Below are 21383 nucleotides of genomic sequence, written 5' to 3'. Positions count from 1 at the left end.
GCTCGGCAGGCCCGCCGCTAGGGTGGGGCTAATGGAGCATCCACCGACGCTGAGCTTTCGTGGCATCGTCGTGCACGGCGATAAGCGTGGTCGCGAACTGGGATTTCCCACCGCGAATATTGCGGTCACCGACCACGCGGCGTTGCCTGTCGACGGTGTGTACGCGTGCTGGGTGACCTTCCCGCCGGCTGCCACCCGTCATGGCGCGACCATCAGCATCGGTGACAACCCCACTTTTGACGACGTGACCGAGCGTCGAGTTGAAGCCTTTATTCATGATTTCGACAGCGACCTTTATGGCGCTGAGGTCGAGTTCACGGTGCACGCCTGGTTGCGGGGAATGTTCCGTTACGAGAGCCTCGACGAACTCATCGAGAAGACGGCGGCGGATGTCGCGGCCTCCCGCATCGCTCTCGCTCTCCCGGCGCAGCGCCCGTAACTTTCGCGGCTCCCCAGATTTGCTCATCTGAGCACTACGCAGCCGGGATTTCGTTAGTCTTAGGCCATGCTTCTCAGTGATCGTGACATCCGGGCCGAACTTGCCACTGGCCGCATCGGCCTTGACCCTCTCGATCTCGACATGGTGCAACCGTCGAGTGTTGATGTGCGGCTCGATCGCTTCTTCCGCCTGTTCGATAACCACAAATACCCATTCATTGACCCGGCCGTAGATCAGCCAGACCTCACTCACCTCATGGAGGTGGATGCCGACCAGCCGTTCATCCTTCACCCCGGTGAGTTTGTGCTCGGTTCCACATTCGAACTCGTGACTTTGCCCGACGACGTTGCGGCTCGCCTCGAGGGCAAGAGTTCACTCGGGCGCCTCGGTCTGCTCACGCACTCGACTGCTGGCTTCGTTGACCCTGGCTTCTCGGGTCACGTCACCCTCGAACTCAGCAATGTGGCGACCTTGCCGATCAAGCTCTGGCCAGGCATGAAAATTGGGCAGCTGTGCTTCATCAAGACCACGTCGCCGGTTGAGTCGCCTTACGGCTCGGGGCAATACGGTTCGCGCTATCAGGGCCAGCGTGGTCCAACGGCTAGTCGCAGCTTCCAGAACTTTCACCGCACCGACGTGCGCGCGAATGACGCGGGTTCGCTCGGGGGCTAGCGCGCGATTACTCGTCGTGCGAGCTCCGCGTGGTTCACTTGACGCGGCTATTAGTCGCGCTGAGCGTCCAGCTGCTCCAACTGCCAGCCGAGCCACGGGCTAAACGCGAACGGAGTTGCGGCCACTGAGGTGTGCAGCGACTGAGGATCGACCCAGTCGAATTCGTCGACCTCGGCCGGGTTGGGGGCTGCGGCATCCGTCGTCACGGCACGGTAGACGGGGCAGATCTCGTTCTCGACGATGCCGGAGGAGTCAACGGCGCGGTAACGAAAATCGGGCAGTACGAGTTGCACGTCGCTGACGGTAATTCCGAGCTCGTACTTGGCCCGGCGGATGATCGCAGCGGCCATGTCCTCGCCGGGAGCCGGATGCCCGCAAAACGAGTTTGTCCAGACGCCAGGCCAGGTGAGCTTGGAGAGTGCGCGACGAGTGACAAGTACTTTGCCGTCGGCGTTGTAGACGTGGCACGAGAACGCGAGGTGCAGGGCGGTGTCGGTCGTGTGAACGAGGGCCTTGTCAGCGACGCCAATGTGCTCGCCGGACTCGGAGAGAAGTACAACCTGCTCAGGGATTTCACTCATGATCGCGATAGTCTGCCTAGGTGGAACGAATCGAAATGCCGCACCCCATGTGTCGGCCTGCACTCAGCCTAACTAATGTGCCTGAGCATGCTGAAGGCGGGCGCGCGTGAGCTCACGCCTCAAGTTGTATGACCGTGTCGCCGAAGACGCGGCCGGTATCGTCATCCGCAGCTATTCCACGTCATTTTCCGCGGCATCCCGCCTTCTCGGCGCGGATGTTCGCCAGCACGTTGAGAACATTTATGCGCTCGTGAGGGTTGCCGACGAAATCGTCGACGGTGGGGCTGAAGAGGCCGGACTCGACCTGATCGCCACCGGGCGCCAGTTGAACGAGCTCGAGCGAGAAACCGAAAATGCGATCGAGAGCGGTTTCAGCTCGAACCTCATCGTGCACGCTTTCGCCCTCACCGCGCGTGAGGTGTCGTTCGGCGCAGAACTTACAGCTCCCTTCTTCGAGTCGATGCGCATGGATCTCAGCCAAAAAGAGCACGACCAGGCCAGCTTTGACCGCTACGTCTACGGCTCCGCTGAGGTTGTTGGTCTCATGTGCCTGTGTGCCTTCTTGCATGGCCACGATGTCAGCGACGAGCAGCGCGCCAAGTTTGAGCACGGCGCACAAGCGCTCGGTGCTGCCTTTCAGAAGGTCAACTTCTTGCGCGATCTTGCCGACGACTTCGAGACTCTCGGGCGCAGTTACTTCCCCGGCATTGATGTCGCGTCGTTCACCGAAGCGGAGAAAATCCGTCTGCTCGACGATCTCGACTCCGATCTGGGGGATGCCGCGATCGGTGCCGAGCTGCCGGCGAGCAGCAAGAAAGCGGTTGCGCTCGCGCATTCCCTTTTTGCCCAACTTTCCAAGCGCATCCGGGCAACTCCGGCGAGTGAATTGGTGAAGACCCGGGTGCGGGTTCCAGATGTTGTGAAACTGCGGTTGGCTGCGGCTGCCGCGATGGGAGTTACCCCTCGATCATGAGTGACGTTGTTGTTATTGGTGGCGGAATTGCCGGGCTCGCGAGTGCGGCGCTATTGGCCAAAGAGGGCCATTCGGTCACGCTGCTCGAGGGCCGCCCCGAGGTGGGTGGCCGTGCTGGCTCGTGGGAGCACGACGGGTTCCGTTTCGACACGGGGCCATCCTGGTATTTGATGCCCGAGGTCTTCGACCACTTCTACAAGCTGATGGGCACGACTGCCGCCGAGCAACTCTCGCTCGTCACCCTCGACCCCGGTTACCGGGTCTACTTTGAGGGAGAGAAAGAATCCCTCGACATCTCGACCGATCTCGAAGAGAACCTCGCGCTCTTCGAGAGCATCGAGCGCGGTTCGGGCGCCCGCATGCGCAAGTACTTGGCCTCGGCCGAAGACACCTACGAGCTCGCTAAGAAGTACTTTCTCTACACGAGCTTCGCCGATCTGCGCACGAGCGCGACGAAAGAGGTGCTCGCGAAGGCGGCACGCTTCATCCGGTTGCTCATCGAGCCCCTGTCGAAGCTGGTTGCTCGCACCGTCAAAGACGACCGCTTGCGCAAAGTGCTCGGCTACCCGGCCGTGTTCCTGGGCTCCTCGCCGTACCTCACGCCGAGCATGTACCACCTCATGAGCCACCTCGATCTCTCGGATGGCGTGCTTTACCCCATGGGCGGTTTCACCCGGGTGATCGAGAGTATTGCCGACATCGCCCGGGCTGCTGGCGTCGACATCCGCACCGGTTCGGCGGTCACGCGCATCGTGACGGTCGATGGCGTTGCAACAGGTGTTGAATACACGGATGCCGCGGGCAAGCGTCACACTCTGAACGCCGACACCGTGGTTTCTGCGGCCGACCTCCACCACACCGAGACCACGATGCTCGAGTCAAGCGAGCAAACCTATCCCGCGGAGTACTGGGAGAAGAAGGTTCCTGGCCCCAGCGCGCTCCTGTTGTATCTGGGTGTGAAGGGTGAGCTGCCTGAGCTCGAGCACCACACGCTGTTGTTCATGAAGGACTGGCAAGAGGGCTTCGAGGCCATCTTCGGTGACGAGCCCAAGGTGCCCGAGCCGGCATCGCTCTACATTTGCAAGCCCAGTGGCGTTGACCCGAATGTGGCGCCCGAGGGATATGAGAATGTGTTTGTGCTCGTGCCGATTCCGGCCGACCCCGCCATTGGTCACGGTCAACTGGCGGGCGCTGGAGCTGGCGATGAGCGCATCGAAAAGCTCGCCGATTCGGTGATCTCGCAGATCAGTGAGTGGACCGGCATCCCCGACCTCGCCGACCGCATCACGGTGCGCCGCACGGTGGGCCCTGGCGACTTCGCCGACGATCTCAACGCGTGGCGTGGCACCGCACTGGGGCCGGCTCACACGCTCAAGCAGAGTGCGTTTTTCCGCGCGGGCAATGTGAGCAAGAAGGTCAAGGGGCTCTACTACGTCGGTGGGTCCACCATCCCCGGCATTGGTCTTCCCATGTGTCTGATCAGCGCCGAAGTGCTCGTCAAGCGACTGCGCGGCGACACCTCTGCCGGCCCGCTTGCTGAGCCGCTGACGCCCGTGGTTGCGCCCCAACCGAGGCCCTGGCCGTGATCGTTCTCTACCTTCTTGCTCTGCTGATTTCGCTCACCGGGATGGTCGTGCTTGATCGACGTTTCTCGCTGTTCTTCTGGCGGGATGCCCGGCGTGCACGCATCGTGCTGCCGGTCGGGGTTCTGTTCTTCCTCGTGTGGGATCTCTTCGGAGTGGGGCTCGGCATCTTCTTTCGGGGAGAGACCGACTTCATGACCGGGCTGCTCGTCGCGCCCGAAGTTCCGCTCGAAGAAGTGTTCTTCCTCACGCTGCTCTGCTACCTCACGATGAACGCCTACGGGGCACTCTCCCGTGAGCGTTCGGCGGCGATCGAGGAGAGCGCAGCATGACCTACTGGCTCCTGAACGCCGTGTTCTTGGCGCTCGTCGCCGCCCTCGTGATTGCGGTCGTCGTGCGTCGCCGCTCGCCGCAGTGGCGCGCCATCGCTATCACGATGGGCATTTTGCTCGTGATGACCGCGGTCTTCGACAACGTGATGATCTCGGTCGGGCTGGTCGGGTACAGCGCGGATGCCATCAGTGGTGCGTTCATCGGTGTCGCCCCGCTCGAAGACTTTGCGTACACGATCGCAGCCGTCGTCGGTCTACCGTGCTTGTGGATGCTGCTGGGTTCTCGCCGAAAGGACTCCAATGCTTAAGGATCTGTTCCTCTCCTCGCGTCCGCTCAGTTGGGTCAATACGGCGTTCCCGTTTGCGGCCGCGTATTACCTGACCGCGGGTGCGATCGATCTCACGTTCGTGCTCGGCACGATTTTCTTCCTCGTGCCCTACAACCTGGCGATGTACGGCATCAACGACGTGTTCGACTACGAATCCGACCTGCGCAATCCGCGCAAGGGCGGCGTCGAGGGTGCCCTTCTTGACCCACGGATGCACCGGCCAACGCTCATCGCCGCCGCCGTCACGACTATCCCGTTCCTGATCTATCTCGTGATCGTCGGCAACCCACTCTCGTGGCTCGTGTTGCTGATCAGCATGTTTGCCGTCGTCGCTTATTCGGCGAAGGGTTTGCGTTTCAAGGAGCGCCCGTTCCTCGACTCGCTCACCTCGAGCACCCACTTTGTCTCGCCCGCGATCTACGCGCTCGTGCTGACGGCAGCCTCGTTCACTCCGCAGCTCTGGGCTGTTCTCGGCGCATTCTTCCTCTGGGGAATCGCCTCGCACGCCTTCGGCGCGGTGCAAGATGTGCTGGCCGATCGTGCCGCCGACATCTCGTCGATTGCGACCGTCATCGGAGCGCGAGCCACCACTCGCTTCGCCGTTGTGGCTTACGTGACCGGCGGCATCCTCTTGCTCTTCTCTGCCTGGCCAGGCCCACTCGCCGCCATTCTCGTGCTGCCCTATGCGGCCATGTGTGCGCCATTCTGGAACATCACGGATGCCACAGCCGAGTCAGCAAACCGCGGCTGGAAGAACTTCCTAGCCCTCAATTTCGTCACCGGGTTCTTCGTGACGATGCTGCTCATCTGGTGGGCGTTTATCCGCTAAACGGGTCGGCCGGTGAGGTGCGGGGTGAGGTTTCTCGCCATGGTTTCGAGCACCGTGACCGTCGTGTCGTACTGCTCAGGCGTGACGCCCTCGGTCGCTTTCTGGCGACCATCGGCAATCACGATGGTGAGGCGGTCGACAACAACACGGCCGCGATCAGTGAGTTCATACAGCGCACCATCGGTGGTGAGCCAGTCGCTTTCGACGAGTTCGGTGAGCGACTCGAGCGACGTGGTGTGCAAACCCTGGGTCGGAGGAACCGCACCATTCGGGCGGTCTAAGAAGGGCGCGATTTCGATGTCGAGAAGCTCGACACCGGCAGCGCCTTTCGACAGCACGGTGAGCAGTTGCCATTGGCGGCGGGTGATTCCGTGCTCTTCGAGGGTGGTGGCGAAGAGCTCATCAACGATGCGATCGACGAGCTTCACCCAGTAGCTGATGGGTTGTTGCGTGTCCATAATCCGACAGTACTCCTCACCCCGCGAATTAGTAGACGAAACCGAGTTCTTCGGGGTAGTCGCCCAGAGCGGTGAGCTGAGTGGCAGCCTGCTGTAGGTGGGACAGCGTGAGACCCAGCGTGCGCGGTCCAAAGCTCACGCGGGCGACCCCGAGCTCGGCGAGAGTCTTCAGCGGCACATATCCTGCTCCGCCAATCACTGAAATGGGCCCATCGATCTGAGCGATCGCTTGGGCGACCATGTGCTCGTCGGCGAGACCGAGAACGAAAATGCAGTCGGCGCCAGCGGCAAGGTAGGCGCTCGCTCGGGCGACCATGTCATCCCATTCCCCGCCACCGGCCAGCACATCAACGCGGGCATTGATGGCAATCGGCACGCCGGTAGCCTCGCCTGCTGCGCGGACCGCAGCAACGCGGGCGGCCGCATGCTCGAGGTCAAAGAGGGGCGCCTTGGCCGGGCCAGAGCTGTCTTCGATGTTCAGCCCAGCAGCGCCGGCCGCGATCAATCGTTCGACGTTTGCTTGCACGCCGGCGGCATCCGAAGAATAGCCCTTCTCGAAGTCCACAGAGACAGGAATCTCGACGGCGTTGCACATGATGGATGCAGCGTTGATCGCTTGGTCAACCGTCAGGCCTTCGCCGTCGGAAACTCCGTGCGCGAAGCTCACGGCGTGGCTCGCGGTGGCGAGGGCACGCACTCCGGGGGCTTCGGCAACGATGCGGGCGGTGATGGCGTCCCACACGTTGGAGACGATCAAGGGCGTGCCGGGGATGTGGAGTGAGCGGAGAAGTTCCGCGCGGGCGGCGGGGGAGCTGGGGGCGATTTCAGTCATGAGCCAAGCATCCTCCGCGTGCGCGCTCGGCGCCAGCGAATTTCAGACGTGACCAGCACACTCTCGCAAACGAGAACTAGTCGATCACTGACTGCTTCGCCTTCACCGGCAGCATGAGCGCGAGGCCGGCGAGCAGCACGATCACGATTCCGATGAGGCCGTAGCGAGTGTCGCCCGTCATCGCGACGAAGAGAGTGAAGAGGCCGGGAGCGAGGAAGCTCACGGCACGACCCGTTGTGGCATACAGGCCGAAGATCTCGCCTTCACGCCCGACCGGTGTGATGCGAGCGAGGAAGCTGCGGCTTGCTGCTTGAACTGGTCCGACGAAGAGGGTCAAGAAGAGGCCCGCGATCCAGAACCCGGTTTTGGCGTCGCCGACGAAGAGCACTGCCAAGCCGGCGAGTACGAGACCGATCAGTGAGCCGATGATCACGTTCTTGGCGCCGAGCGTGTCGTCGAGCCATCCGCCAATAAAGGTTCCGATACCGGCGACCAAGTTGGCGGCCACCGCGAAGTAGATGACCTCGCTCGGGCTGAAGCCGAAGACCTGGGCCGCAATGATCGCGCCGAAAGTGAAGACGGCGGCGAGACCATCACGGAAGACCGCGCTGGCGAGCAAGAACATGAGAACCTGCGGGCTCTTCTTGGCGAGCGTCTTGATGGTGCCAAAAAGCTTGGCGTAGCTGGCCAAGAAACTCACGCGGTTTTCACGAGCTCCCGCAGGAATCTCGGGAACTGCAATCAGTACCGGAATAGCGAAGATCGCGAACCACGCTGCCGAGGCCAGCACGGCATAACGGATGTCGAGAGCCCCGCCCTCGGTGCCAAACGGAACGTTCAGGAGGCCGTTGCCGGTGTCGCTTCCGAAGTTCTGGATGAACAGCACGAGCAGGATGATCAGCAGCACGATTCCGCCGATGTAGCCCATGCCCCAACCGAACCCGGAGACCCGACCGACTGTCTTGGGCGTGGAGACCTGCACGAGCATCGCGTTGTAGTTGACGCTGGCGAACTCGAAGAAGATGTTGCCGGCGGCCAGAAGGGCAGCGCCGAGGTAAATGTAGGAGGGCACCGGGGCGACGAAGAACATCGCGCCCATCGCGACCACGACAAGGCCAGTGTTGATCGCGAGCCAGAGCTTGCGACGCCCCGACCCGTCGGAACGCTGACCAAGAATCGGAGCCAAGAGCGCAACGAGGATGCCGGCGATAGTGAGGGCACCGGAGATGACTGTGGTGTTGTTGGCCTTCGCGAGCACGAGCGCGGGATTCTTCTCGTCATCACCTGCGGCGGCAATGATCTCAGGATCGATAAATAGACCACTCGCCAGGTAGGTGCTGAACACAAAAGTGGTGACGACGGCGTTGAACGCGGCGGAGCCCCAATCCCAGAGCGCCCACGCGCGAACGCGGCTCTTGGGGATCGTGGCATCCGTGATGAGGCCTTGCCCGACAGTGCCGATCGCGCGGGTATTCGAGACGCGCGGAACAGCCGGGGTGCTGGGGGCTTCGTTGTCGCCGGTGTTGTCCGTCATGCGAACAGGCTAGTGGTGTGCGGTTAACAATGGGGGCCGCGCGGGCAGCAATCTGCGTGTTATCAAAAAGTTGTTTCGAAGGCGGGGCTCGTGCGCGGGACGAAAATTCGCGCACATCCCCGCGTTTCCGGGCTTGTCAGCGCTTGGGGGGACAAATCGGGGGACGTAGACAGACCGTTTCACCCACCTACTAGGGCTACAAGCGATCATGGGCCCTCACGTACCGTGGTGCACGGTGTTACAAATCTGTCCTCCATAGGGGGGACTCATCCCGAATAACACCAACCCGACACCACCCGAGTTATCTATGGCCTACACCCGAATCTAGGTAGGCCCTAGGTCAATCTTTAAGGCTCTTACCCGTGAAGTTTCTGCTGCGCTCATTACTCATTGCTGCCCTGCTAGCCGCCGGAATTACCGTGCCCGCCGCAGTGGCAACTGCCGCCGAGGCAACTATCGCCGTCGACCTCCAGCGCCAGGTGAGCGCGTCGACGTTGTTTGGCGACGATGTCTCCGTGACGCTCACAGCACAGCAAACCTCGGGCACTAACGCCTACAACCTGACGTTCACCGACATTCTGCCCGCGGGAGCAACGCTGGTTACGAACTCCAACTACGGCGCACCGCAGCGGATTCCGCTCGCCGATGGCAGCACCAAGCTCATCTGGAACAATGTTGCCGACCTCTCGTCAGGCGCCGTCGTTTCATTGACCTATTCGTTCTCGTACCCGACGACGGGCACCTACAAGGTCGGCGACACATTCACGGGTGCCGCTGAAGCGCTGGCCAACACCAACGAGCGCACGCTGGTGAAGTTCGATGCCAACACCGGTGATGTCATCGAAGACTCACGCGATGTCGGCGGAGCCGCAGAATCAAGCACCACGCTCGTTCCCTTCGTACTCGACAAAGCCGAGCTAACCACCACGGAATCTGAACTGCTGCGCGGTGTGCACGATCACCAGACGGTGTACGAACTCACCATCACCAACAACGGTGTGAACCCCAGCTCCGACTTCACCATCACCGACTACCTACCAGCGGGCCTAGAGTTCCTCGGGTGTGAGGCCGCCGATAACAGCGCAGCCGACACTGAGGAATACGCCGGGTCTGGTCGCATCGTTAACTTCCCCAGTGCGGTTGATTGTGACGGCTTGGTCCCGACCACGAGCACCGTTGTGGTTGACCCTGATGGAGCTGGCCCGCTCGCCGAGGCCGTCTACACAAAGGTTGTGTGGACTATCGATCGCGAGCTCGCGGCCGGCGAAGTAGTGACCATTGCCTATGCTGCTGCGATCCCGCTGCGCGAAAATGTTGCGTTCGATGGCGAAGCGACCGCGAACCTCGACAACAACACGGGTGATCTCACTTACGACGAGCAACAGCTCACGAACTACGCCGAAACGAGCGGCACCTACTCCGGCGACGGTGAGAGCTACACCGACGACGCCACAGCAACTGTCTCGGCTGAAGATGTCGCCATCCAGAAAACAGTCGACGTGGATGCCATCACTCAGGGTTCCGACAGCGTCTGGACGCTCGACTACCAGTCGTCTGAATATGCGCTTTCCACCGACACGATCGTGATCACCGACACGATTCCCGACGGACTCGAATTCGAAAGCAGCATTCCTGATCCGACCTCTGGCCCCACCTACAACGACGACGGAACCATCACCGTGTCGTGGGATGCTGCAGCATTTGACGAAGCGTCCGACAGTGGAGAAATCAAGGTCTTCACGACCGCGCTCGCCTCGTACCGCGTCACAGGCTCTGGTGACGTGGAACGCCCCGTCAGCTCGAACGACTCGTGGACGAACACCGTTGACCTAGCGACATCCACCACCATCATCACCGACAACGAGGCCACGACTTCAGTTTTCGAGATTCTTGACACCTCAAGTGCCAGCCAGCAGGCCGAAGGCATCACGCTCACCAAAAAGGTAGCTGAGCCAGTAGCCGCCATGACGGGCACATGCGACACCATCAGCGGTCTTGATTTCAAGGATGAGCTTGCCGTGGGTGCGTTCCACCCGGGCGATTGGGTTTGCTACGAGCTGACCGTCACGTTCCCGAGCCAACTCGACACGCTCGACAATGTCGTGAATGACTTCTTGCCGGCCGGCTTCACTTTCGTTGACTACACCGAAACCGCGCTCAACAACGTTGCCTCCACGTTCGTGCCGGAAGATCCCGCCGACCCGTCACGTCTGCTCACGTGGAATATCGGAAATGTCGACAAGGGAACGACGTTCCAGGTTCTCGTCACCGCCGAAATCACCAATCCTGCGGCCATTACAGATGGCGACATCACATCGAACCTCATGAAGATGACGTACCAGAACACAGCTGGCGATGTCTTTCAGCTGCGGGACAGTGCAGACACGCTCGTCGAGAAGCCGATCGTGACCCTCAGCAAGGGCATCACTCACCTCAACACTGACGCTGTTACCAATGGCCCGCTCAACACTCTTAAGGTGCAGGCGACTGATCGCGTCACGTACGCGGTTGTCGTGACCAACAGTGGCGGCCAGGATTCCGAAAACGTCTCCATCCGTGACAACCTCCCGGGCCTCTTGGAGTGCTCGGATGTCGAGAACATCAGCGATGTGGGCGTCTGTGGCAGTGACCCGCTACTCCCGCGCTCAATCGAGTGGACGATTCCTTCGCTGGATGCTGGCGACTCCTACACGGTCACCTACGACGTCATCACTCCGGCAGATTCGTCTGCCGGTGACACCTTCCTCAACACTGCCGGTGTTCGCAACTACGAAGGCGTCACAAACACGGGTGACCAGCAGGTCTACGTTCCGGTCAACAACATCGACCCCACGCTTGAGGACGATGCGAACAGTGTCGAGGCGAAGGACACCGCCAGCACGAGCGTGCGCCTGCCTACGATCCTGAAGACTGCGACGACCTCGATCACTGAGTCCACCTACAACACCCTGAGTGAAGCGACCATCGGTGAGGAAATCACCTACACGGTCACGACGACGATCCCCGAGGGTTCGTCGGTCTACCAGAAGCCTGTGGTCTCTGACACGATCGACAGCCGGTTTGTGATCGTCGGTACGCCTACCTTCACTGTCGAGGGCGGTGCCAGCCAGAATGCAACCGTCACAGGGCAAAAGGTTGAGGCGCCCTTGGGGGAAACCTACGAGAACCTTCCGAATAGTGGCGATGATGCGGTAGTTCTGACAATCACCGTACGCGTGCTGGATGCTTCGGGGCCGGTGCGTAACAACAACGTCAACAACACGGCCAGATTTACGTGGAAGCCGGTCAACGGTGACGCGAAGACGATCTCGAGTTCTGCAGCTATCCGCATTGTGGAGCCAGTGATTTCAGTCGCTAAGACCAGTGACGCAGTTGCTGGCCGCGTCATTGCTGACCAGGTTGTGGAATACACACTTGCTGTGCGCAACAGCAGCACAGCCACCGCTTCAGTTGCTCATGACACCACCGTTGTGGACCACGTCCCCGACACCATCCAGCCCGTTGATGCGAGCAATAACCCGGTGACTACGAGTCAGATTTTGCCCGGTGGAGGCGCGTGGGACCAAACAGCGCGCACCATTACTTTCACGGTCACCAGCATCAACCCCGGTGCCGGCCCCAACCTCAAGTACAAGGCCCGCGTGATCGACCCGCTGTTGAGTGGAACTGAAATCGTGAACACGGTTGATGTCACCACGACATCACTTGCGGGCACCGATCCCAACGAACGAACCTCAACGTCAACGACGGGTTCTGCAGCGTACAAAGACGACGATGTGCTGACACTGCGGGCGCCAGACTTGGGCGTTAGTAAGTCAGCATCGCCCGGAACCCGCACCATTGGTGAGGTCGTGACGTACACGATCGACGTAACAATTCCGAAGAACGTCGTTGCGTACGACGCGACAATCCTCGACACGATGCCCACCAACGTGCGTTTCGGTCAGTTCCTCGACTCGACGTGTGACCAAAATGGCACGCCGTGTGCTGCCGCGGCCACACTCATCGGATCGCCGTCAGTGACCGACCGCACCATCGGCTACTTCATCGGCGACCTCGACCCGGCCGAGGCCGAAGCTCGCACCGTCACGATTACCTACACCGGCATCGTGACGACTGCTGCAGCATCCGGAAACACTCTCGTCAACACGGTTCGCCCGTACTGGAACAGCGTTAACACCATCACGGGAACCCCCACAACGGTGCCGGCACCCGGCGACTTCGACAAGGTGGGAACGCCGTCGACCGCCAACGTTTCGGTTATCGAACCGCGACTGACTATCGATAAGGATGTTGCTGGCCAGGTTGGCGACAGCGACACTCGCCGCGCCAAGCCCGGTGAGCCGCTCGAGTACACGATTGTTGTGCGCAACGCGGGCAACTCCCCTGCGTATGACGTGACAGTCACCGACACTCCTGACGTTCGCGTCACGGACTTCACCTCCGCGGGAGTTGTGGGAGTTTCCCCGACCGATATCGATCCGTCAGACGGAACGCTCGGCTGGACGATTGCTGGTCCGATTGCGGCTGGCGCATCCGTGACGATCAAGTACACCGTCACGATGCCTGTCGTCGACGAAACGAGTGAAATCGTTGCGTCGCAGGAAGTCATCAACACGGCTGACGTGCCGCACTACTTCGGTGTTGCTCCTAGCGCGCAGGTCGATGACATCGACTACAAGGACTACGACAATGTGACCCCGGATGTGGTGAGCGTCGAACTCGACCTCGCCTCCATCGGTGACTTCATCTGGTTCGACGTCAACAACGACGGCGTGCAGGATGCCACCGAGCCCGCTCTTGAAGGAGTCGGCGTCACGGTTCTCTACGCGGGAGCAGACGGAGTCTTCGGCAACGCCGACGATGAGACGTTCACTCGAACGACTGACAGCGATGGCGAATACCTCGTCAACCAGCTGCCCGGTGGTCTCTACCGCGTGACAGTGGATGCCTCAACGCTTCCCGCCGGAATGACTCCGAGCTTCGACCTCGACGGCACCACCGCAACGCCTAACGGCATCTGGCAGGGCACCCTCGCCGAGAATGCCAAGAAGCGCGACGTCGACTTCGGCTACACGGGAACCGGTTCGATCGGTGACTTCATCTGGTTCGACCAAGACAAGGATGGCGTTCAAGACACGAACGAGCCCGGCCTGCCCGGCGCGACCGTCACGGTTGTCTTCGGCGGCCTCGACGGGGATCTCTCCACGACTGACGACAACATCACGTACACAACGTCGACGGATGCCGATGGCGAGTACACGGTTGGCCTACTGCCTGCTGGTCCGTACACCGTCACGGTGAGCGACCTGCCCGCAGGCTACGCCGTTGTCTCCGACCCCAATGGCGGAACGAGCACGAGCTCGACAACCGCATTGACGGCCGGCCAGAACCGTGTTGACCAAGACTTTGGCTACGCCGGTACGGCATCCATCGGTGACTTCGTATGGATTGACCGCAACGGCGATGGTGTTCAAGATGACGCCGAGCCCGGAATCTTTGGCGCTCAGGTTGAACTGACCTGGTTTGGCGAAGACGGTGTTCTTGGCGGCGGTGACGACGGAGTCTTCACTACGACGACCGACGGCGACGGCCTCTACAGCTTCCCGAACCTGCTCCCGGGCAACTTCTCGGTAGCGGTAACGGGTGGCCTGCCGGCCGGCGCTACGAACAGCTTCGACCTCGATGCCGACAACGACTCCGAGGCGCCTGTGACGCTCGAGAACGGCGACGCTGTCACCAATGTTGACTTCGGCTACGACGTGACCTCCGTTATCGGAGATCGCGTGTGGTGGGACCGCAACAAGGATGGCGTTCAAGACAGCAACGAGCCTGGGTTGGCTGGCGTGAAGATTCTCGTCACCTACCTCGGTACCGATGGTGTTCTTGGCGGCTCAGGCGCTGCTGGTGACCTCGAGTTCGAGGCAACGACGGACAGCAATGGTGACTGGACTGTCACCGAGATCCCCGACGGTAACTTCATCGTCGAGGTTGTCAGTGGCGTGCCTGCTGGCTTCAGCCCCACCTTCGACAACGACAGCGGCACGACGTCACCTGACGAAGAGTCGGCTGTAACGCTCGTCGGCTCTGATCTCAAGCAGGACTTCGGTTATGCCGGCAACTCCAGCATCTCCGACACCGTGTGGCTCGACCTCAACAAGGATGGCGTCAAGGATGCTGGCGAGCCCGGCTTGCCCGACGCCGAGGTCACCCTCGTCTGGTTCGGTGCGGATGGCGTAGCGGGTGGCGGCGATGACGTCACGTTCGTTGAAACCACCGACTCCAACGGCAAGTACCTCTTCGACGGTCTGCCCGAGGGCAACTACACCGCCACGGTTGACACGACGACGCTGCCTTCTGGCGTGACGCCGACGTTCGATGCGGATGCTGGACCCAACCAGCCGACGGCAGCCACGGTTGCTTCCGGTGTTGGCCCCAACTCCACGACCGCCGTTGCGCTGCCTGCAGCGACCGATCTCGACAACATCGACTTCGGTTACGTAGGCACCGGCAAGATTGGCGACACTGTCTGGCTTGACCAGAACGGTGACGGCATTGTTGACGCGACTGAGCCCGGCATCGCCGAGGTAGTCGTCACGCTCACTTGGGCTGGCCTCGACGGCGTACTCGGCAATGCCGACGATGTGGTCTCGACGACGAAGACGGATGCCAACGGCAACTACCTCTTCGAAGACCTTCCTTCGGGACTCTTCACCGTCGAACTCTCGAACCTGCCTGCAGGGCTGACCTCAACGGTTGACCCCGATGGTGGAGCCGACGACGCTTCTGAGCTTCCGCTCCGTGGCGGCGAAGAGAACCTCGATCAGGACTTCGGTTACCGCGGTGACGCGGGAGTCGGCGACCTGCTCTGGCTCGACGTCGACAACGACGGAGTTCAGGACACCAACGAGCCCGGACTTTCCGGAATCGTCATGACGGTGACGAGCCCCGGCTCCGACGGAATCTTCGGTAATGAAGACGACCTCGTCATCACCACCACGACGGATGAGAACGGCAACTACCTCGTTGAGGGACTGCCGGCTGGCGAAGTGAAGGTCTCCTATGACCCCACGACGTTGACCGAAGGTTACGTGCCGAGCTCGGACCTCGACGGCGACGTGTTCTCCGAGACCACGGCAACGCTCGTCTCGGGTGAAACTCGCCTCGACGTTGACTTCATCGTGGTCGGTAGCGCAACGCTCAACGGCATTGTGTTCGATGACCCGAACGGCAATGGCGTCCGCGACAGTGGCGACAAGGGCATCCCGAACGCGGAGTTGGATGTCGTGTGGGATGGCCCGAATGGTCCGGTAACCGTGCGCGTCACCACCGACGCGAATGGAGCGTGGGAACTCACGAACCTGCCTGCCGGTACCTACACGGCAACGGTCGACCTCGCGTCGGTTGCCGCCGAGTACCGCCCGTCGACGGGAACTACTTCAACGGTCGAGCTGCCTGCCTTTGGCACACGCTCGGTCATCCAGGGACTCACAACGTTGATGCTCGCCTTCACGGGTTCGAACATCGCGTTAGGAGGATCGCTCGCAGGGCTGCTCCTGCTCGGCGGACTGTTCCTTCTCTTGCCGGCACGTCGGGTGCGTGGCGGAGAAAAGCAGAAGCAGATAACAAGTAGCTAGCAGCGCTAGCGAGTTGGCGCGGTGAGCGTGTGGGGCGTCGGGCCCTGTGCATGCTCACCGCGCCATTTGCTTGTGCCCTCGTGGCTCGTCAGTCATTGATTGAGCCAACGACGTTACCTTGAGTCACTCCCACTCAACTTTCAGCTACGCGGCTTGACTCTCGGCGCGAGCAGGCGCAAACTTGATACAGCGCGACTCAAGTTCGTGCTTCACGAGACTTAAAGGAGTAAGAGCACATGGCTCGAGCAGTAGGTATTGACCTCGGAACCACCAACTCGGTAGTTGCCGTACTCGAAGGTGGAGAACCCACCGTCATTGCAAACGCCGAAGGAATGCGCACCACGCCATCCGTCGTCGCATTCACCAAGGATGGCGAAGTCCTCGTTGGTGAAACCGCAAAGCGCCAGGCCGTCACTAACGTCGACCGCACCATCGCATCCGTCAAGCGCCACATCGGTACTGACTGGACCGTCGCGATCGACGACAAGAAGTACACCCCGCAGGAAATTTCCGCTCGCACGCTTGCCAAGCTCAAGCGCGATGCCGAACAGTACCTGGGTGAAGACGTCACCGACGCAGTAATCACCGTTCCCGCCTACTTCAACGACGCTGAGCGTCAGGCAACGAAGGAAGCCGGTGAGATCGCGGGCCTCAACGTTCTGCGCATCATCAACGAGCCCACCGCTGCTGCACTGGCCTACGGCCTCGACAAGGGTAAAGAAGACGAACTCATTCTGGTCTTCGACCTCGGTGGCGGAACGTTCGACGTCTCGCTGCTCGAAGTGGGCAAAGACGACGACTTCTCCACCATCCAGGTCAAGTCGACCTCTGGAGACAACCGCCTCGGTGGTGACGACTGGGACGCCCGCGTCGTTGACTACCTGATCAAGCGCTTCAAGGACTCGACCGGTGTTGACGTTTCTGGCGACAAGATTGCCAAGCAGCGCCTCAAGGAAGCTGCCGAGCAGGCCAAGAAGGAACTCTCCTCGCAGATGACGGCAAGCATCCAGCTCCCGTATCTCTCGCTCACCGAGAGTGGCCCAGCCAACCTCGACGAGACCCTCTCGCGCGCCAAGTTCGAAGAGCTCACCGCCGACCTGCTCGAGCGCGTTCAGAAGCCCTTCAACGATGTCATCAAGGAAGCCGGCGTCAAGCTGAGCGACGTTGCACACGTTGTACTCGTGGGTGGATCGACTCGTATGCCCGCCGTCGTTGAGCTCGTCAAGAAGCTCACCGGTGGCAAGGAACCCAACAAGGGCGTTAACCCCGATGAGGTCGTAGCCGTTGGTGCTGCACTCCAGGCTGGTGTGTTGAAGGGTGAGCGCAAGGACGTTCTGCTTATCGACGTCACCCCGCTGAGCCTCGGCATCGAGACCAAGGGCGGAATGATGACCAAGCTCATCGACCGCAACACGGCAATCCCGACCAAGCGCAGCGAGACCTTCACCACGGCGGATGACAACCAGCCTTCCGTGTCGATTCAGGTCTTCCAGGGTGAGCGTGAGTTCACTCGCGACAACAAGAACCTCGGAACCTTCGAGCTCACCGGTATCGCACCGGCGCCTCGTGGAATCCCGCAGGTTGAGGTCACTTTCGACATCGACGCTAACGGCATCGTGCACGTGTCCGCTAAGGACAAGGGCACCGGCAAGGAGCAGTCGATGGTCATCACGGGCGGTTCAAGCCTGTCGAAGGACGACATCGAGCGTATGGTTCGCGAGGGCGAAGAGCACGCTGCAGAAGACAAGGCCCGCCGCGAGGCAGCCGAGGTTCGCAACAACGCAGAGCAGCTCGCGTACTCCACCGGAAAGCTCATCACCGACAACGCTGAGAAGCTGCCGGAAGACGTCAAGACTGAGGTTCAGGCCGACGTTGACGCACTCAACACTGCGCTCGCCGGAGACGACGAAGCAGAGGTCAAGACCGCGTTCGACAAGCTCACCGAGAGCCAGCAGAAGCTGGGCGAAGCAATCTACAAGCACCAGGAAGAAAACCCTGAGGCCGCTGCAGAGGGCGAAAGCGCTGCCGCTGACGAAAGCTCCGACGAGGACATCGTCGACGCTGAAGTTGTCGACGAAGACGAAGCTGACACGGACAAGAAGTAGATGTCTGACAAAAACACGGACCACGACGACAACCAAGAGCCGGTGAACGACGACGAAAGTCGTGTTGATCCGGAAACTGGCGACGTGAGTGCGGCCGACTCGGCTGCTGCAGAGGAATCTGCGGCAGCCGAGGGGCAGCCTTCCTCTGACGAGGAGCCTGCCGAGGACGCCACGAAGGCCCCCGATGAGCTGAGTGAAGAAGACAAGCGTCTTCTTGAGGAAGCTAGTCGGGACCTCGTCGCTGAGATGCGTGATCAGATGTTGCGTGCTCAGGCTGAGTTGGTGAACTTCCGCACTCGCGTTGAGCGGGATCGGGTCGCGAACCGCGAAGCCGTAATCGCCGACGTCATCCGTTCACTGCTTCCCGCCCTTGATGACCTCGATCGTGCCGACAAGCACGGCGACATCCTTGAGGGAACCCCCATCGCGCTTGTCGCACAGAAGATCAACTCAAGTTTTGAGCGGTTCGGACTGCGCAAGATCGGTGAAAAGGGCGAAGTCTTTGATCCTGCGTTCCACGAGGCTGTTGTTCATTTGAACGATCCTGAGGCGACCGAAAACACGATCGCTGATGTCGTTGAGCCGGGCTACATTCTTGGTGAGCGCGTTGTGCGTGCCGCGAAGGTTGCTGTCTCCGGCCCCGCTGATTAGGTCGGGGGTGGCGTGTAGTGGCTAGCCAAGATTGGTTCGATAAGGACTTTTACAAGGTGCTCGGGGTGTCGAAAGACATCTCCGAGGCCGAGTTGAAGAAGACCTATCGCAAACTCGCGCGCCAGTTTCACCCGGATTCGAACCCGGGAGATCCGAAGGCCGAAGAGCGCTTCAAAGAAATCAGTGAAGCGCACTCCGTGCTTTCTGATGCCGAGACGCGCAAAGAATACGATCAGGTTCGTGCCATGGGCTCGGGCGCTCGCTTCCAAGCGGGTGGCCAAGGTGGTCAGGCCGGCGGCTTCGAGGATGTCTTCGGTGGCATGTTCGGTGGCGGTGGCCAGAGTTATGGTGGCGGTCAGAGCTACGGCGGAGGGCAATCAAGCGCAAGCTTCGAAGACCTTCTCGGTGGCATGTTCGGTGGCCAAGCCGGCCCCGGCGGTGGCCCCGGATTCCGTGGTGGCCCCGCAAAGGGCCGCGATCTGGCAGCAAACACGACACTCGATTTTGCAACCGCGATAAACGGCGAAACGATCAAACTCCAGCCTGCTGGCGGTCGTCCGATGAACGTCAAGATTCCTGCGGGCGTCAGCGACGGTCAGAAGATCCGCCTCAAGGGCAAAGGCGAGGCGAGCCCCAATGGTGGCCCCGCTGGCGACCTGGTGCTCACGGTCTCTGTGCGCAAGCATCCGGTGTTCGAGCGTGACGGCAGCAACCTTCGTGTTGTTGTTCCTGTGACGTTTGCGGAAGCTGTGCTCGGCGCCACTATCGAGGTGCCGACCCTGGGCGGTGCACCGGTGAAACTGAAGGTTGCGCCGGGAACCCCGAGCGGACGAGTATTGCGAGTAAAGGGTCGCGGAGTGGCGACAGCGAAAGCAACCGGAGACCTGCTTGCTGAAGTGCAAGTGGCGGTGCCTAACCGCATCCCAGAAGCTGCGCTCAAGCACCTCGAGGCCTTTGCTGAAGCGATGCCCGCGGAAAATCCGCGGGAAGAACTGATTGCCAGAGCCAGGAGCTAATAGTCATGGATGAGCTGAGTCCCGCCTTTGCTATCGCCGTTGCGGCGGAGTTGGCGGGCATGCATCCGCAGACACTGCGACAGTACGACCGTCTGGGTCTCGTGTCTCCCACGAGAACCAGCGGTCGTTCGCGGCGTTACTCCATGCGCGACGTGATGCAGTTGCGTGAGATCGCAGCGCTCAGCGCTGAAGGTCTCAACCTTGAGGGCATTAAGCGGATCCTCGATCTTGAGAATCAAGTGTCCGAACTCAGTACGCGCGTGCGCGAACTCGAAGCGGCGCTTGCCGATGAATTGCTGTCAAAACCGGGCCGACGCGTCTTCGCGGCCGGTTCTGCTGGTGAGGTGATCTCGCTCAAAGCGGGAACCCGCACCGAGCGCGCCAATCAGGTCGAACTGTGGCGCCCCTTCGTGAGGCGCGATAACCAACTTCCCCGGTGATTGCGGGCATCTGATGATGTTTCGGCAAGCCCCACCGCTCGGCGGCTCCGCTATTCTGCGGCAGCGCTGGAGCGAAGTTACGTTCCTGCACTGGCGGGTTGATCCTGCGGTCGTGGCTCCGCTGCTGCCCGCGGGATGCCGCCCCGATACGCTCAATGGCAGCACGTGGGTGGGGCTCATCGCCTTTCAGATGTCGCAAAGTTCCTTCTTTGGCGGGCCAAGCATCCCGTGGCTCGGTGACTTTCCCGAAGTGAACGTTCGCCTGTACTCCGTTGATGAGCACGGGCGGCGCGGAGTGGTCTTCCTCTCGCTCGAAGCGTCGCACCTGATTCCGGTGCTCACCGCGCGGCTCGCTTTTGGGCTGCCGTACCAGTGGGCGTCGATGAAGATCGGGCAGCGAGACGGGCAGATTGCCTACAAAACGAAACGGCACGGCCAGCCGGATGCCGCATCCCACATCATTGTGAAACCGGTGGATGATCCGGCGGCGAGTGTTGCGCTCGCGGCTGACCCCTTGGCTACGTTCCTGACCGCTCGGTGGGGGTTTCACGAAACTCATCGTGGACGCACGATCTACTCGCGCAACCACCACGAACCGTGGCCGTTGCAATCGGCTGAATTGGTCTACCTCGAGGATGGCTTGCTCGCTGCGGCTGGTTTTGAGGGCCTGGCCGACCGTGTTCCGGATTCGGTGATGTACGCGAGCGAGGTGACGACGGTGTTTGCGGCGCCTCGCCAGCCTGCTCTTGCGCGTCAGCCCCGAGCGAGCGCAATCTGGACATTCGCGCCGACTTCGTAAGTATTTCGAGAAATATTGTGGAATTGTATAGACAATTTTGCACAACATGGTCTCATCAGCACAAATGAGCATTGCCTCTTGCGCTGGAGAGGGACATGATGAGTAACCACACCGTCACATAGGCACAACACGATTGAAACGATGAACCTAGAGAATGGGTGAACGGGGATAGT

The 21383-nt window shown here is 60.9% G+C and carries 17 protein-coding genes; 13 read left to right on the top strand and 4 right to left on the bottom strand.

What is annotated here, in order from left to right:
* The first annotated feature begins 31 nt into the window (after positions 1 to 31).
* Together ACWFSR_RS13780 and dcd are read left to right on the top strand one after the other, a co-directional pair.
* Complete coding sequence (locus ACWFSR_RS13780) at positions 32 to 439, top strand: riboflavin kinase (protein WP_197109254.1); 408 nt, start codon at positions 32 to 34, stop codon at positions 437 to 439.
* 66 nt (positions 440 to 505) lie between these two features.
* Complete coding sequence (gene dcd / locus ACWFSR_RS13775) at positions 506 to 1111, top strand: dCTP deaminase (protein ID WP_010204399.1); 606 nt, start codon at positions 506 to 508, stop codon at positions 1109 to 1111.
* A gap of 50 nt (positions 1112 to 1161) precedes the next feature.
* Here dcd and idi read toward each other — a convergent pair whose 3' ends face one another.
* Positions 1162 to 1692 carry an isopentenyl-diphosphate Delta-isomerase gene (gene idi, locus ACWFSR_RS13770; RefSeq protein ID WP_447522666.1) on the bottom strand — a complete coding sequence of 177 codons (531 nt, stop codon included), beginning with the start codon at positions 1690 to 1692 and terminating at the stop codon, positions 1162 to 1164.
* Between the two features lie 106 nt (positions 1693 to 1798).
* Here idi and ACWFSR_RS13765 point away from each other — a divergent pair, with 106 nt between their 5' ends.
* From ACWFSR_RS13765 to ACWFSR_RS13745, 5 genes are read left to right on the top strand one after another with little or no spacing between them, the layout of a single operon-like run.
* A complete protein-coding gene (locus ACWFSR_RS13765; RefSeq protein ID WP_447522665.1) occupies positions 1799 to 2665 on the top strand; it encodes a phytoene/squalene synthase family protein in 867 nt (288 codons plus the stop codon).
* Positions 2662 to 4251, top strand: a complete 1590-nt coding sequence (gene crtI, locus ACWFSR_RS13760; protein WP_447522664.1) for a phytoene desaturase family protein — start codon at positions 2662 to 2664, stop codon at positions 4249 to 4251. Before ACWFSR_RS13765 ends, crtI begins: the two co-directional genes overlap by 4 nt.
* Complete coding sequence (locus ACWFSR_RS13755) at positions 4248 to 4580, top strand: lycopene cyclase domain-containing protein (RefSeq protein ID WP_197106764.1); 333 nt, start codon at positions 4248 to 4250, stop codon at positions 4578 to 4580. Before crtI ends, ACWFSR_RS13755 begins: the two co-directional genes overlap by 4 nt.
* Positions 4577 to 4888 carry a lycopene cyclase domain-containing protein gene (locus ACWFSR_RS13750; protein WP_197106763.1) on the top strand — a complete coding sequence of 104 codons (312 nt, stop codon included), beginning with the start codon at positions 4577 to 4579 and terminating at the stop codon, positions 4886 to 4888. The genes ACWFSR_RS13755 and ACWFSR_RS13750 overlap by 4 nt, the downstream gene beginning before the upstream one ends.
* On the top strand, positions 4881 to 5738 hold the full coding sequence (locus ACWFSR_RS13745; RefSeq protein ID WP_447522663.1) for a prenyltransferase: 858 nt from the start codon (positions 4881 to 4883) through the stop codon (positions 5736 to 5738). Before ACWFSR_RS13750 ends, ACWFSR_RS13745 begins: the two co-directional genes overlap by 8 nt.
* On the opposite strand, the gene ACWFSR_RS13740 is transcribed toward ACWFSR_RS13745, so the two are convergent.
* From ACWFSR_RS13740 to ACWFSR_RS13730, 3 genes are all read right to left on the bottom strand, one after another.
* On the bottom strand, positions 5735 to 6196 hold the full coding sequence (locus tag ACWFSR_RS13740) for a hypothetical protein (protein WP_197106761.1): 462 nt from the start codon (positions 6194 to 6196) through the stop codon (positions 5735 to 5737). The two genes, ACWFSR_RS13745 and ACWFSR_RS13740, sit on opposite strands and share 4 nt — an antisense overlap.
* 28 nt (positions 6197 to 6224) lie before the next feature.
* Positions 6225 to 7028, bottom strand: a complete 804-nt coding sequence (locus tag ACWFSR_RS13735) for an isocitrate lyase/PEP mutase family protein (RefSeq protein WP_447522662.1) — start codon at positions 7026 to 7028, stop codon at positions 6225 to 6227.
* Between the two features lie 76 nt (positions 7029 to 7104).
* Positions 7105 to 8562, bottom strand: a complete 1458-nt coding sequence (locus ACWFSR_RS13730; protein WP_231603889.1) for an MFS transporter — start codon at positions 8560 to 8562, stop codon at positions 7105 to 7107.
* A 362-nt stretch (positions 8563 to 8924) separates the two neighbouring features.
* Between ACWFSR_RS13730 and ACWFSR_RS13725 the strand changes: the two genes are divergently transcribed.
* From ACWFSR_RS13725 to ACWFSR_RS13700, 6 genes are all read left to right on the top strand, one after another.
* On the top strand, positions 8925 to 16199 hold the full coding sequence (locus ACWFSR_RS13725) for an SdrD B-like domain-containing protein (RefSeq protein WP_447522661.1): 7275 nt from the start codon (positions 8925 to 8927) through the stop codon (positions 16197 to 16199).
* Between the two features lie 236 nt (positions 16200 to 16435).
* Positions 16436 to 18304 (top strand): molecular chaperone DnaK, encoded by a 1869-nt coding sequence (gene dnaK, locus ACWFSR_RS13720; protein WP_197106758.1) that lies wholly within the window; start codon positions 16436 to 16438, stop codon positions 18302 to 18304.
* Positions 18305 to 18955 carry a nucleotide exchange factor GrpE gene (locus ACWFSR_RS13715; RefSeq protein WP_231603888.1) on the top strand — a complete coding sequence of 217 codons (651 nt, stop codon included), beginning with the start codon at positions 18305 to 18307 and terminating at the stop codon, positions 18953 to 18955.
* A 17-nt stretch (positions 18956 to 18972) separates the two neighbouring features.
* Positions 18973 to 19971, top strand: coding sequence for a DnaJ C-terminal domain-containing protein (locus ACWFSR_RS13710; protein WP_197106757.1), 999 nt, complete (start codon positions 18973 to 18975; stop codon positions 19969 to 19971).
* Positions 19972 to 19976: 5 nt separating this feature from the next.
* A complete protein-coding gene (locus ACWFSR_RS13705) occupies positions 19977 to 20411 on the top strand; it encodes a heat shock protein transcriptional repressor HspR (RefSeq protein WP_197106756.1) in 435 nt (144 codons plus the stop codon).
* A gap of 13 nt (positions 20412 to 20424) precedes the next feature.
* The gene (locus tag ACWFSR_RS13700; RefSeq protein ID WP_197106755.1) at positions 20425 to 21210 is read left to right on the top strand and encodes a YqjF family protein; all 786 of its coding nucleotides are present in this window, start codon (positions 20425 to 20427) and stop codon (positions 21208 to 21210) included.
* Positions 21211 to 21383 lie beyond the last annotated feature (173 nt).

The sequence above is a fragment of the Salinibacterium sp. NYA9b genome, from assembly GCF_976973725.1.
The sequence above is the reverse complement of the archived record's forward strand: the minus strand, read 5'-3'. Positions and strand labels throughout refer to the sequence as shown.